We start from the raw sequence: 13,127 nt of genomic DNA, 5'->3' as shown, positions 1-13,127 counted from the left end.
AATGACGGTAGCATTGTCGAAAACAACAACCATACTGGACATGTCTGTAGGCGTGGAATCGTCGTTCACAGATATTCATGGCAGATACAGCATACTTATATATATAAGGAGTCTTATGGCACAGGGTCCCGTGCTGGTGGTCGATTTCGGTGCGCAGTACGCCCAGCTGATCGCTCGTCGAGTCAGGGAGGCGGGGGTCTATTCCGAGCTGGTGCCTCATTCGATGAGTCTGGACCGGATGCTAGCCAAGGATCCCAAGGCGGTAATCCTCTCAGGCGGTCCAGCCTCCGTATACGTGAACGGGGCGCCTACGATTGACAGGCGGATCTTCGAAGTGGGGGTGCCCGTGCTGGGCATCTGCTATGGCTTCCAGGTCATGGCCCATGAGCTTGGCGGCGAGGTGGACAAGGCGGCCTTGGGGGAGTACGGCAAGACCAAGGCCTTCATCGACAGCGCCAAAGGAATACTGCAGGATTCGCCCGCCCGGCAGGATGTGTGGATGAGCCATGGCGTCGCCGTCAACCGCGCGCCCGAAGGCTTTGAGGTTCTGGCGCATACCGAAGGTGCTCCAGTTGCGGCCATGCAGGATCCTTCCCGGGGGCTGTACGGGGTCCAGTGGCATCCCGAGGTGACCAATACCCCTCTGGGGCAGGACCTGATCGATCGCTTCCTGCATCAGTGCGCTGGACTGCCGTCGGATTGGAATGCCTCAGGCATCATCGAGCAACAGGTGGAGAAGATCCGTCGCACGGTGGGTGACGACCAGGTCATCTGCGGCCTGTCGGGCGGCGTCGACTCAGCAGTGGCAGCTGCCCTGGTCCACAGGGCCGTCGGCGACCAGTTGACCTGCGTCTTTGTGGATCATGGTCTGCTGCGTAAAGGGGAGGCCGAGCAGGTCAAGCATGATTTCGTGGCCGCCACTGGCATCAAGCTGATAGCTGTGGATGCCTCACAGGATTTCCTGACTGCGCTCAAGGGTGTTTCCGATCCCGAGCGCAAACGTAAGATCATCGGCGAGAAGTTTATCCGCACTTTTGAAAAAGCCCAGCGGCAGGTGATCGAGGAGGCCGGCAAGACCGGCAAGGAAGTAAAGTTCCTGGTGCAGGGCACGCTCTACCCCGACGTGGTCGAGTCGGGCGGTGGAGACGGAGCAGCCAATATCAAGTCCCACCACAATGTGGGCGGTCTGCCCAAGGATGTCAAGTTCAAGCTGATCGAGCCCCTGCGCACCCTCTTCAAGGATGAGGTCCGGGCTATCGGCACCGAATTGGGCCTGCCTGACCAGATCGTCTGGCGTCAGCCCTTCCCGGGCCCTGGTCTGGGTATTCGCATCATTGGCGAGATCACCCGTGAACGCTTGGAGACCTTGCGCGAGGCGGACGCCATTGCCCGCGAAGAGCTGTCCAAGGCTGGGTTGGATCGGCAGATCTGGCAGTGCCCGGTGGTGCTGCTGGCCAATGTGCATTCGGTAGGTGTGCAGGGCGACGAGCGCACCTATGGCTCGCCGATCGTGCTGCGTCCGGTCTCTTCCGAGGACGCCATGACTGCTGACTGGACGCGTCTGCCCTACGACGTGCTGGCCACTATTTCCACACGCATTACCAACGAGTGCCCGGGCATCAACCGCGTGGTCCTGGACTGCACCTCCAAGCCTCCGGCAACCATCGAGTGGGAGTAGACCGATAGAGCTTTGACTTGCGCTTTTGAATGCCGCGCAGTGCCGTTGAGTTTCGTTTCATACGTGAATCACGGCAAAGCCGCCTGCGACGGCGATGAATAAACTAGATAAATAGGCCTTCGTTCCTGCGTTGGAACGGAGGCTTTTTCTTTGCCGTTTTATTCCCCCTCACCTGCGATTTCATTCTTTATGCCGTGTACCTCAAGACAATAAAGTGCGGGGCAGTATACGGAGGATTGTGAGTAAAGCTATATCCCCGAGAGTAGATGCGTGGTTTTTGTTCACGAGGGCGGAACGGCGCTGTATCGGGACCTGTGAAACCCAAAACAAACTCAGTAGACTTCTCAGCAGTGTCTATTCGGTGCTTTTCCAAGTGGCTAGTGGGGAGTAAAGAATCTCCTCACTCAGGAAAAGCGGGAGTATCCAGGGGAGAATGCCGTGGAGTGACGCCGTATAAATCGCCGCTGTACGCTGCCTCCGCACGCCCGTCCTGCAGGCTGTCGAGTGCATGTGCCATGGCGTTTTACGCCTAACTTAGCTTGGGCCCGAAAACGCGTTCAACGTAAGCATCCAGCGTGCCCTCCTTGGCAAGCTCCGCGGAGTCCGCGAGTTCGAAGTTCGAGTCGCATCCATGGCCGACTTCGTCGTGGAAGCCCAGGATGAAGTGCGTGGCGATCTCGTATATGATCTTGGTGGGCGCGATACCGAACACCTGGCGCTCCAGGATATGGTCCAGTCGCTCGCGGTCATCTGGGAAGGCGGCCTTCATGCCGTCGCTTCGATACAGCCGCTTGATGATCTCAGTGATGTACAGGCCAGACTTCATGTACAGGTCGGCGAAGGTGTGGTTCGGATCGTCGAAGCAGCCCGGGTTCTCCTTCTCGAAAAGGTCCACCATCTCAACTACGACGTTGCGCGGCGTGAAGATCTGGTTGGTCTTCTGGGGCGGCACGTAGTCGAAGATGTCCTCTGTCTGGGACTCGTCGAAGTAGTTGGCCAGGCACTCGCGTAGCTTGATGAACTCGCACACGGAGTCGTTGAACACTACCTCGTTGAAGATGTGCCCGACGAAATGTTTCGTCTCGCCGGTCTCGGCGTCGGTGTAGTCGCCGCCGTCGCGCAGGAAGCGGAACTCGTCCACAGTGATGCTCGTTACGTCGCGGAAAATGTCGGCGGGGATCACGGTGTCGAAGTTCGCGAGCGTCGTGCCCTCTTCGCCGTACGCCATGAGGAACGACGGGATAGTACGCGAGAAGCCGCGCAGATGGGCGCGCACCTTGTCCTCGATGCCCTGCTTCTCGTCCTCCTTCTTGGCTGTCTCTATCTCGCGCACCACGGTCTCGCCGGCGCTCTGCACGAGCTCTTTACGGGTGTCCTCGAGCTTCTGGGCGAGCGCTTGGAACGTCTCGGCCTTCTGCTCGTCGTACCGTTGGTTCACCTCAGCGCGCTCGGCTGCGTTGGTTGCCGCCTTGAGCTCGTCTTTGCGCAACTGCTTGATGCGGCGCGCCTGGATCTGATAATCGCCTACTTGGCGGTTGAGCTGGATGTCGGCATCTGCCTGAACCTTTCGCTCGATCTGCTGCTGCTGGCGAGGCTTGAGTTCGCTGCCGTAGCTCTCCTTGCCGGCCTGCACCAAGGGCTCGGTTACGCTCTTCTTGAAGGCTTTCTTGAGGTTGTCGAGCATCGCCCTGTCATCGTCATCGGCCTCGTGAGCCTTCGCGATGCCGTCCACGTGGCTGGAGAATTCGACGGTGATGTCGCCATAGACCTTCGGCCCGAAGATGTCCGCCGCCTTGCCAACGACCTGCTCGTCGGGAATCTCCACCTCGCCCTCGTCGTTGATCGAGAGCTCGTCGGCTGTACCCTCGTCGATCTTGACTTTGGCCTTCTCGGCGTTCTGCGCCTTGCCCTGCTCGTAGGGATCGAAGCGCTGGATGATCTCCACGACCTCTGCTGGCGCATGGAAGACGCTCGCGATGTTCTGGAACAGAAAGTTGCTCATGAAGCCGCGCTTGACTACCTCGCGGGCGTGGATGCGCCTCGGCACACTGAGCACCTGCTCGGCGTCGAGCTCGACCATCTGCCCATCGTCGTCCTCGCCGTAGACGGGGAAGAAGTTCAGCAGCTGGCGGATGTGGCGCTCGCGCGTCTTCGCGTCGCCGCCACCTTGCGCGGTTTCTCCGTACAGGTCGTTGGCGAACTGCTCGAAGATGGTGAGCGTGCGTGCGGGGTCGAAGTCGAAGACGTAGGAGTTCTCCTTGCGTGCGTAGTTGCCTCCGCCTAGGTCGAACAGGCACGGGTTCTGGCAGCGGAAGGCCGCCTGCATGTACAACGAGGGGCTCGTCATGTTCGAGAGCATGAGCACGGCGGTCCACTCGGGCACGGTGACGCCGGTGGTGAGCTGGCCCACCGACAGCGTGATGGTTTTGTCGTGGTCCTTGATCGCGCGGCGCACCTTGTCGAGCGACTTCTCGTTTTCGTCGTCGGCGTCGATCTTGCCGTCACCGGCTGCGAGCACCACCTCGTAGTCCCCGAAGATGGGGTGCTCCTGCAGTTTCTTTGCGAGGGCGCGGGCGGAGTCGACGCGGTTGAGTATCCAGAACGTGTGGCGCAGCTCGTCGCGCAGCTCGGGCGTCGAGAACGGGAACTTTTCCTGCGTGGTGAGCGCGTTGAGGAACTTGTCCACGTCATCTTCGTGTACAAAGTCACCGTTCTGCTTGGTCGAAAAGAACTCGTTGAGATCGAAGGCGAACTCGGTCTGCTCGCCATCGATCTTCATGCCGCCGCGGACCTCCTGCTCAACGATGTCGCTCATCTGGTAGGTGAGCAGGTTGAGCTTGGGGAGGTCGGCGTAGGGGTTCGGCTGCTCGGAGTCGGCGGGCCAGTCGCCCTTGGCCTGCTGTTCATCGGCATAGGTCCAGTTATAGATGGCATCATCGGCGAACTTTTCGTTGGCGATGGCCTTGAAGGGTGTACCGGAGAGGTGCAGCGTGAAGTGGCGCTTGATGTGGTCGAACGCCACGTCGGTTTTGAAGGTGTCCACGCCCTCGTGAGCCTCGTCGATGATGAGCACGTCCCAAGTGAGATCGGCCACCTCGTTGAGTTTTTTATACACGCCGCCGAAGCGGATGGAGCCTTTGAGGTCCTGAAGGCTCACGAACTCGATGAACCCCTTGGGGCCCTCCGGGTTGTTGCGAATAGCGCGCAGGTATTCCTCGCGGCTGAGGCAGTAGGGCTTGCCTGCCAAGGCGTCCACGCTGCTAATGAAGCGGTAGCCGTGCTCCAGGCCCACGAACTTCACGTAGTCGTCGTACCAGGAGTTTGCGATGGCGGGACGGTTGGTGACGATGAGCACCTTTTGCGCGTGGATGCGTAGGCACAGGTCGTAGGCAGTGAGGGTCTTGCCGAAGCGCGGCTTGGCGTTCCACAAGAACTCTCCACCGTGAGCGCCGTCCTTGTCCCAATGGGCGCGGGCGAATGCGCCCGTCTGCTCAACGGCATGCTGCTGCTCGGCGCGCAGGGTGTAGGAGGCGGAGCCGGGTGTGTCCAGCACGCCGTCGGTGTCGCGAAATTGATAGAACTGCTGGTGGGACTCCTCACCGCTGATCTTGAACCATTCCGTTTTTTGTTCGCGCTCGACGCCCTGCTTCTCCAAATACGCATGGAAGTCGGTGTCGTGGAACGTGCCTGCGCGGTGCTCCCACGTGGCGTTGCCGCTCCACTCCAGGTGCCACCGCACGTCGGCGGTGTGCGTCTGCTGCTTGATGCGTTCGCGCACGTCCTGCTCGGTGTAGCCGATCTTTGTCCAGCCGTTATGGCGGGCGATCTCGGGCGTGGTATAAGCGTAAATCTGCGGCACCGCAGGCGCGGTGGTCGCAATTATCTGGGAGATGTCGATGACCGTCATGATTAATTCATCTCCTTCACGTTGGATTCGATGAACTCGATTTCGTCATTATTAAGGCCATACTTTTTATAGAGCTGGTGATCGATGTCGGCTACGGGCTTCGACCAATCGATGTCGGAAGCGGAAGTGAAGTTCTGGAGAGGGACGTAGGCCCAAACCGCAGAGGCAGCGTGCTGAGTAACCTTAAGCGCCCCTAGCAGTGCACGCGCATACTTGGTTTTAAGGTATTTCGAAAGATTATGTGCCTCATCAACATTGTCGAATTTGCCAAAGGCCAGAAACGTATCCGTTTGCGCTGTCCCGGGCTCTCCAATAACGGTATCACTCAAAGCTTCACCATATGCTCCAGAACCCTGAGCCTCGGCAACAAAAACTTTGTAAAACGCAAGTGTATCGTTGCCATTTTCAACAATGTAATCACTTCGAATCCAGCGATACACACGCCGTCCTTCAACACGGGCGAGCACTTTTACGTAACCATCAGTCTCAACATCCATGAACGAGCGAGCAAAATCGCTGTCGCTAAAGTGTGCAGATAGAATTTTATCTTTAGTACCTTTGGTCAGAACCTTACGCGCAGCAGGGTTGTCTTTAAAAAAAGCATCTGTGTATTTGAAAGTGCCCTGGCTTCCAACAATAGTCGATAGAGGCTGAAAATCACTAGCCTTGAGCGCCTTTTCGACGAGGGAACGGTGACGCTCGTCTTTGTACATCCTTCGAATAGGCTTGAATGTTTTCTTTTCGTCGTGATAGGTGATAACAACTCCACCCTTGATATCGGTGTTAGGGAATACCTCCGCACCGTCGGGATAGTACTTAGCAATTTTAAGGTGCTCGTCTTCCAGCATTCGTTGATTGAATGCTTTAGGCGTCAAACCAGAATCGAACAGAAATCTCGCAGGGGTAATAAGTACGGTTTTCTCAGCTACACCATAAGAAGCATCCATAAAATAATTGTAAACAGGTCTTGCTCGCGTGCTTCCTTCTACGGTCTCCTGATACGGAGGGTTGCCGATCACCGCATAGAATTTCTTCTTCATGGCCGTTGCCTTGCCTTTCAATGTGGCGAACTCGAAGGGCTCACCGTTCTGCCAGTCATAAATCACACAGAGAGGAACCGTCTCCTTTGGCTCATATTTCTTGGCCTTTTCGTTTGCCGCGTCGGAAAACGCGTCATCGAACAGCGAAGACTGTACTGGTTCCGGCTTGGGCGTTTCGAATGTCCCCAGGGTCGACTTTGTCACAGCGCCCATCTTATTGGTGGGTACGGCATCGGTGAAGCCGTTCATCTGCCAGAAGTTCCAGGAAACGATCCACGCGGCTTGCTCAAGTTCGTCTTGCGCAGCGTCCGACCCCCAACGGTCGCGGAAATGCTCGGCAAACGTTTCGAGCACGTTGATGCGTGCGATGAGCAGATTGTCACCCTGATACTCGAAGCCGTAAGTCGCCCGCAGCGCGTCGAGCGCTCGACGCACCCATTCCTCGCGAGTTTTGGTCTTCTCGGTCACGACCCGCAGTTTGCGATCTAGGAAGCCCACGCGCTCGTGCACGGGCAGCTCGTCGCCCGTCACGGTGTCGTAACGTGAGCACACGAATGGTGCTTCGCCGCACGTGATCTCGAGCCGCGGTGCCTCCACGTAGGCATGCCAACCGTGCCCTTTCGACTTGGGGAATTCAATTGGCTCATTAGCGGCCGTCCATGTATTGGCGCCATCGTCTGCAATGATCTCAGTGTTGAAAACGTCGCGTCGGCCGAACCATGCCTCGTCCAGGTCGTTGTTCATCTCGTTGCACAACCACGATGGAGTGAATACTTCAGCGCGACTCTTGGTGCGCCGGGACTGTTTCTCTTCTTCCTTGGCGATGCGCGGCTTGATGATGCCGGAGTTCATGCCCGTGATCTTCTCGACGGTCATCTCGTCGTCGCCCATGTAGCCTTCGCCCAAAGTCTCGTATTCGTTGTCGGCCCATATGATATTGCGTCCCGTCGTGCGATCGCACAGCAGTGTTTTAAGAATGAAGGTTGGGTATCGACGGTAGAAGTACTCTATGAAGCTTTTGACCGACATATCATAGATTGGCTCGGCCACGGGTTACTGTCCCTTCTTCGCGAGCTCTTCGAGCATGCACGTGCGTACGAATGCCGAGAAGCCCATACCTCGGAGGGCCGCCTCCTGCTTGGCCGCGTCACGCAAGGTGTCGGGGATGTGCAGGGGCACGGAGACCTGGTCGCCGTCAACCAGGAAGCTTCTGATCTCAGTCTCGTCGGGGTTACGTTTGACGAGGTCCTTGTAACCGTCAGACATTTGTGTCCCTGTCGCTCGAAATGCAATACAAATGCATTTTCATTATTATAACGCAGCGGTACAGCGTGGCACTGGGAATAGAGGGACAGTCGATGTCCAGGCCTCATGCTAACGTACCAGACGTAGGAAACTTCCATTTGGATTCGGAGAGCAGTTTCCGCTTGAGCCGTGTTCCTGGTTTTCGAGGGGTTTGGTGTTGCCTGCTCCTCGGCGTAAAACTCGTTCTGGGCCTCCAGGATGCGGGTGGCGCCCAGATACGCTCGATGCGCCTCTCGCTTATCGACATCAGGGCTAGTATCCCCTAGGTGTCGAGCGAGACCGGCTGATCGGCCGGCGCCATGGACTCGAGCAGCTGGTCCAGGCCCCTCGCCAGCCTTTCAGCATCTGCCATCGTGGCAGGCAGCTCACGACGCTTTATCTTCTCTTCATAGTCCAACATCGGTTCGCCTCCTTCTTTCTTTCAATGCACGTGTTGCGCAGCACCGCGCGAGCACACCCCACGGCACCGTGTGCTTTTTCGTCTGCGCGACGATTGAACCGCTTGATGCGTACGGCGCACCGGGCGTGAGCGGAGAAGGATCGCGGTAAGACGAGCTGGTCGGGCCTTCGCGAAACAGCCATGGGCTGCATACCTTAGCTGGCAGCTAAGTCTCTGAGAAGTGAAAGGCGCCCCATATGGGCGCCTGTCTAGTAGCCAGAGTTGTTCGGTCGTGGTCAGAATGCTCGTCTTCCGCAGTGCTGTTGTCCGAAGTCCAGCATCTGTCGTGCGCCTTTTCTGTAGTATTTGCTGCTGCGTGTTCTGCGCGCGACCTTGCGTGCTTTTGGCATGTTGCCCCAGGCGCATCCAGACAAGTAGTACCCATCCGTTGAGACATGGACATTGCGGGAGGGCTGTCTGCGCAAGGTGGGGCGGACGAGTGGGCATCAGCTGCTCGAGAGGACCGCTCTGGCAAACGAAGTGAACGGCGAGAGGTTCTATTTGTTGCAGGACAAATCGGCGCTCAAGTAGCATGACGAGACGCATCTTTTCAAAGTTAGGTTCGATGTGGACAGGCTCGCCGAAGATCTCGACGAAGCCTTCGAGCTGCTTTCGAAAGAGGCCTCAAGGGCCGATGAGTACGGCAAGACATATTCTCCCGACCGGCTGGAGTTTAATTCCGACAAGCAAAGAAAAGACTCTTTTATAAAATGGGCCGGAATCGGGCTTTGTGTGATGATGGTCTGCTTCGGAATCTTGATACTCGTCTATTCGGTGTTTCAGATCGGCCTCTGTTCCAAGTGGTTTCTATGATACGGGAGTCGTTGAGTTGGCTGGCTTTTGTCCAAAGCGTCAACTTATGGGCAAGTCAACCAAGACTACTCACTTCGGACACCGATGACGAAGAGCCGTGACCTACGGTTTTTGAATCGCTCACAAGCCACTCGCATTTACTCACTTGCAGGCGCAGCTGCCGGCTTGCGCGCAAAATGGCGTTTGAGTTTCGAAACAGGCGTTTTCAGTGTTTTCTAGCTATGAAAGACCATCTTCTATACTTTTTGGTCCAAAAGCTAAAACTTAAGGCCCTGCGCTTGACAAGAGTTTCGAAACTGTCCTAGTTTTTGTCCACTAAGACGACGAAGCGTGTCGTCGCGTCACTCGGCGGCACGCGCTTCGAGATGGCGCGGAAACTGGGTGTAGCTGGAATGGCGGAGCAGCAGAATCACCGCTATCGAGTGGGAGTGAGCATCTGGGCCGACAAGTCATATACCGATACGTCATATAACTTGTCGGCCCATTCGATAACCTTCTAACCACTTGAACGCCGATAGCTAATAGAAAAACTCAGAAGCTGCAACTCGTCGTTTACTTTTCGATGATGGCTGCGTTGATCCGGTCAACCAGCTCACGGGGATGTTCCACTCCGAGCACCAGTCGGTCATAGCGCTCATCCTTGAGTTGGATGACAATGGGACTTTCCGGTCTGGTGACATTCCAGAATGTCTTTTCCCCGTGCTCAATGTATGTGCCGGCCCATTTACCGGGAACATGAAGGCCGGGTGAACGCAGCCCTTTGGCATCATCAAGAATGCCCGGATCCTCGCTAGCACCCAGAACATGCTCAAGCGGCACGGCCAGTTTCCCCTTGAACGACCACATCTTATCCAAGCCCTGCGGTTCAATCTCCAGCGTCCGCCCGACAATTGCCACCTTGTTGTTCATGACTTGCTTCTTTCATCATCAGACTGCAACCGAATATGTGCACGCTGCAGCAGCGTCTCGCCAAGGAGCGTGGCGATATCAAGGGCCACAGCATTAGTATCGTCAGATCCCGAGCTGGACAGCTTCGCAAGGTAATCCCAGACCAGCCCACGAACTTCAAGATCATGATCTGACAGCTCCATGAGTGCCACCAATACCAGATTGAGCACTCCCGAATCGCCCGACTCTGAATCCGTTGCATCGCGTAGCGCAGCCACGAACATGCCACGCTTGCTGCCGAAGGCACTGTAGAGACTGCCCCGGAGCAGACCCGTGGCTTTGACGAGAGCATCAATCGACGTTCCCTCATAGCCATGCTCCAGGAAAACCCCGCGGGCACGGGCAAGTACCTCATCATCATCGAAACTTCTCTTGCGACCCATGCCCATCAAGATAGCATTAGTTGACTAATCAGTCAAGAATGATAAACGGTCATTTGATGGGCGCCTTCAGCGGGCGTTCGTATTCCTGCAACTATTTCTTGGCCACTGGTTCGATTCGTGTTCCGCCCCTGCCATCCGGATTGGCCATGAGTATGCGTATCGGCTCGCCCTTCTTGACTGTGCAGAAGGTGAATTCCACGTTGGTGGCGACTCCCCATTCCCCTCTTGCGTTGAGAGCGATCATGGAGATCTCGCCGACCTTGCCGTAGCGGTTCCTCAGGAGGTCGTCAAATCCGCAGACTGCAGTATCGCAGGCCTCCTGAGGGGTCAATCCACTTCCCATCAGGGCGACGATCCGATAGGAGAGGCACCCTTTCATGATGTCTTCTCCCAGCCCGGTGGCGGCCGCATATACGCGGTATCCATGATCGGCGAGCATTCGAGCGGTTTCATACCCTATGCCGCTGGTGGCTCCAGTGACCAGCGTCACTCGATTGGTCATTTCCTCGCCCCTTTTTGACCGACATTTCCAAGAACTCTGTCTCTTACCTGTCTTTGAGGCACAGTATATGACAGCATTTCGCAGTGAGGACATAAAAAGCCAGACGAGGGCGGTCTGCCCGTCCACGTCTGGCGATGCGACTATAACGAAGACCTTATGCCTGCACCATTTCCAGCAGGAGGTTGTTCAGTTCGGCGGCCGTTGGATAAGCTTTCTGGGTGCCTCGATGCGTGACGCTGATTGCCGCATATCTGTTGGCGTGGCCCAGAGCGGTTGGCACATCCTCGCCCTGCGTGTAGTAGTGGGCGAACGAGCCGATGAAGGCATCGCCGGCGCCAGTGGTATCCACGGCTTCAACCGTGACCGCAGGCACCAGCAGCTCCTGGTCGGCGCTGACCCATAGGGCGCCCTTGCCGCCCATAGTGATAATCAGGTTGCCTACCCCACGCTTAATCAAGTTCCGTGCTGCGGTCTTGATCTCGTCCAATGTCCCTGTGGGCATTCCAGTAAGCGTTGCCAGCTCGGTCTCATTCGGCGCAAAGAAGGCCACTCTGGATACATAGTCGATGTTCAGATCGTCATTGGCTGGCGCAGGGTTCAGCAGGACCGGGACGCCGTAATTCTCTGCCAGTTCGATTGCATGGTAGTTCGTCTCCAGGGCGATCTCTTGTTGGAGAACGACCAGTTTCGATCCCTTAATCAGGTCTTTTTTGCCGTCTAAGGCGGCAGGCGTTAGCTGCTTGTTGGCGCCTTTGACGATCAGAATACGATTGTCGCCGCTGGTGTCCACAAAGATCGGCGCTACGCCGCTGCTTCCATCGGCGATGCCGATTCCCTCGGCTCTGATGCCATTGCTGCGGTAGTTCTCCAGCTGCTGTCTGCCGAATTCGTCCTTGCCGACCATGGTGATGAAATTGACATTTGAACCCAGACGGGCGGCAGCGATGGCCTGGTTGGCCCCCTTGCCGCCGAACCCCATCTCGAATTCAGGAGCTTCCACAGTCTCTCCCTCGACCGGCATGCGATCGACAAAGGTGGTCAGCTCATACATATTGGAACCGATGACAGTGATGTCAGCCATATTCTTCTTTACCTTTCCAAGCCGGTGGTTACCAGGAATGAACGCTTTTCCTGGGGCTTCAGATGGATCAGGGTGCCTGCCTTCTCAGCGGCGGCGCGGCCCTCGGGCGTGCTGGTGCCGGGCAGAGCAAAGGCCGCTACCTGCTGATCGGCGTTATAAAGGAGCCAGCGGGTGACGATGGGGAATTGCTCAGTGCTGAATCTTGTCAGGAAGTTGTGTTCGGCATCCAGGTGGAGTCGGAACTCGGCGACATCGGTAAACTTGGCCAGATTCTGGGAGAAGAAGACAATTTCAGGATCGTAGTGGCTCTCGTCGTTCAGGTCGTTGATCAGCTCGCCGCTGACCTTGAGGTCTTCATTGTAGGCCAGCCATTGCGGGGTAGGATGAACATGGGCGGGAACGGTCTGGCGCAGGCGGAAAGCACCGTCAGGCACATTTTGCTCCATATGTCCGTCATGCACGTAGGCGTAATTCATATGGCACATGTATTGCAGGGGCATGGTTTGGCAGTTGGAGAGGTTGGTGATCTCCAAGCCGATGTCGAAGAGACCGGAATCCGTGTGCAATGTTACGGATGGCCGACTCAGGTAGTGGTCGCCGAACCCCTTGACATATTCGAATTGCCCATGTATTGACATGGTCCCATCTCCGAATTCCAGCCAGGCATTGTCCATACGGCTGGTCGGAGCCTCGCCATGGAGCTGATAGTCATCCTCCGGTGCCGGTGTTCCGCCGCCAAGGAGTCCTGATGTGAACTGGAAGCAGCCGTATGTATCAGCGATGCCAGTGCCGGGCAGGGGTTGAGAGAACATGTCTTTCATTTTCAGACTGATGGAGTCGAAGACCGCATCCCAGATGATCAGGCCCATGTAGGGCAGGACGGTGAGCTGTCCGCAGGAATTCTCCAGACGGACCGCTTCAACTCCTGAAGGGTAGACGAAAGTGACGGCTTTGAAATTATCGTCCTGATAGAGGGTGAATTCGGCTGGGCCGAACATGTCATGATTGAGGTGAAGCTGTTGCATGATTGG

Annotated in this window: 11 protein-coding genes; 2 read left to right on the top strand and 9 right to left on the bottom strand. The window is 56.7% G+C overall.

Annotated elements, in window-relative coordinates:
• Window positions 1–115: 115 nt before the first annotated feature.
• On the top strand, window positions 116–1,678 hold the full coding sequence (guaA, locus tag DKK75_RS04210; RefSeq protein ID WP_110452186.1) for a glutamine-hydrolyzing GMP synthase: 1,563 nt from the start codon (window positions 116–118) through the stop codon (window positions 1,676–1,678).
• A 529-nt stretch (window positions 1,679–2,207) separates the two neighbouring features.
• Here guaA and DKK75_RS04205 read toward each other — a convergent pair.
• From DKK75_RS04205 to DKK75_RS08135, 4 genes are all read right to left on the bottom strand, one after another.
• Complete coding sequence (locus DKK75_RS04205) at window positions 2,208–5,585, bottom strand: DEAD/DEAH box helicase family protein (protein ID WP_110452185.1); 3,378 nt, start codon at window positions 5,583–5,585, stop codon at window positions 2,208–2,210.
• A 2-nt stretch (window positions 5,586–5,587) separates the two neighbouring features.
• Complete coding sequence (locus DKK75_RS04200; protein ID WP_110452184.1) at window positions 5,588–7,675, bottom strand: Eco57I restriction-modification methylase domain-containing protein; 2,088 nt, start codon at window positions 7,673–7,675, stop codon at window positions 5,588–5,590.
• 3 nt (window positions 7,676–7,678) lie between these two features.
• Window positions 7,679–7,891 (bottom strand): hypothetical protein, encoded by a 213-nt coding sequence (locus DKK75_RS04195; RefSeq protein WP_110452183.1) that lies wholly within the window; start codon window positions 7,889–7,891, stop codon window positions 7,679–7,681.
• A gap of 301 nt (window positions 7,892–8,192) precedes the next feature.
• A complete protein-coding gene (locus tag DKK75_RS08135; RefSeq protein WP_181414443.1) occupies window positions 8,193–8,330 on the bottom strand; it encodes a hypothetical protein in 138 nt (45 codons plus the stop codon).
• Window positions 8,331–8,936: 606 nt separating this feature from the next.
• On the opposite strand from DKK75_RS08135, the gene DKK75_RS04185 reads away from it, so the two are divergent.
• Entirely contained in the window at window positions 8,937–9,182 is a 246-nt protein-coding gene (locus DKK75_RS04185; RefSeq protein WP_110452182.1) for a hypothetical protein, read from the top strand.
• 552 nt (window positions 9,183–9,734) lie between these two features.
• Here DKK75_RS04185 and DKK75_RS04180 read toward each other — a convergent pair.
• The 5 genes from DKK75_RS04180 to DKK75_RS04160 all read right to left on the bottom strand — a co-directional run bounded on the left by DKK75_RS04180 (window position 9,735) and on the right by DKK75_RS04160 (window position 13,121).
• Window positions 9,735–10,091 carry a hypothetical protein gene (locus DKK75_RS04180; RefSeq protein WP_110452181.1) on the bottom strand — a complete coding sequence of 119 codons (357 nt, stop codon included), beginning with the start codon at window positions 10,089–10,091 and terminating at the stop codon, window positions 9,735–9,737.
• On the bottom strand, window positions 10,088–10,513 hold the full coding sequence (locus DKK75_RS04175) for a TetR/AcrR family transcriptional regulator (RefSeq protein ID WP_110452307.1): 426 nt from the start codon (window positions 10,511–10,513) through the stop codon (window positions 10,088–10,090). Before DKK75_RS04175 ends, DKK75_RS04180 begins: the two co-directional genes overlap by 4 nt.
• Before the next feature lie 91 nt (window positions 10,514–10,604).
• Window positions 10,605–11,015 (bottom strand): isoaspartyl peptidase/L-asparaginase, encoded by a 411-nt coding sequence (locus DKK75_RS04170; RefSeq protein WP_219997310.1) that lies wholly within the window; start codon window positions 11,013–11,015, stop codon window positions 10,605–10,607.
• 154 nt (window positions 11,016–11,169) lie between these two features.
• Window positions 11,170–12,096 carry a ribokinase gene (gene rbsK / locus DKK75_RS04165; RefSeq protein WP_110452180.1) on the bottom strand — a complete coding sequence of 309 codons (927 nt, stop codon included), beginning with the start codon at window positions 12,094–12,096 and terminating at the stop codon, window positions 11,170–11,172.
• 8 nt (window positions 12,097–12,104) lie between these two features.
• Window positions 12,105–13,121 (bottom strand): aldose 1-epimerase family protein, encoded by a 1,017-nt coding sequence (locus DKK75_RS04160; RefSeq protein ID WP_110452179.1) that lies wholly within the window; start codon window positions 13,119–13,121, stop codon window positions 12,105–12,107.
• Between the last annotated feature and the right edge of the window lie 6 nt (window positions 13,122–13,127).

It is taken from the genome of Bifidobacterium asteroides, from assembly GCF_003202695.1.
Taxonomy (GTDB): Bacteria; Actinomycetota; Actinomycetes; order Actinomycetales; family Bifidobacteriaceae; genus Bombiscardovia; species Bombiscardovia asteroides_G.
Note: the sequence above shows the minus strand (reverse complement) of the source record. Positions and strands in the feature narration are given on the sequence as shown.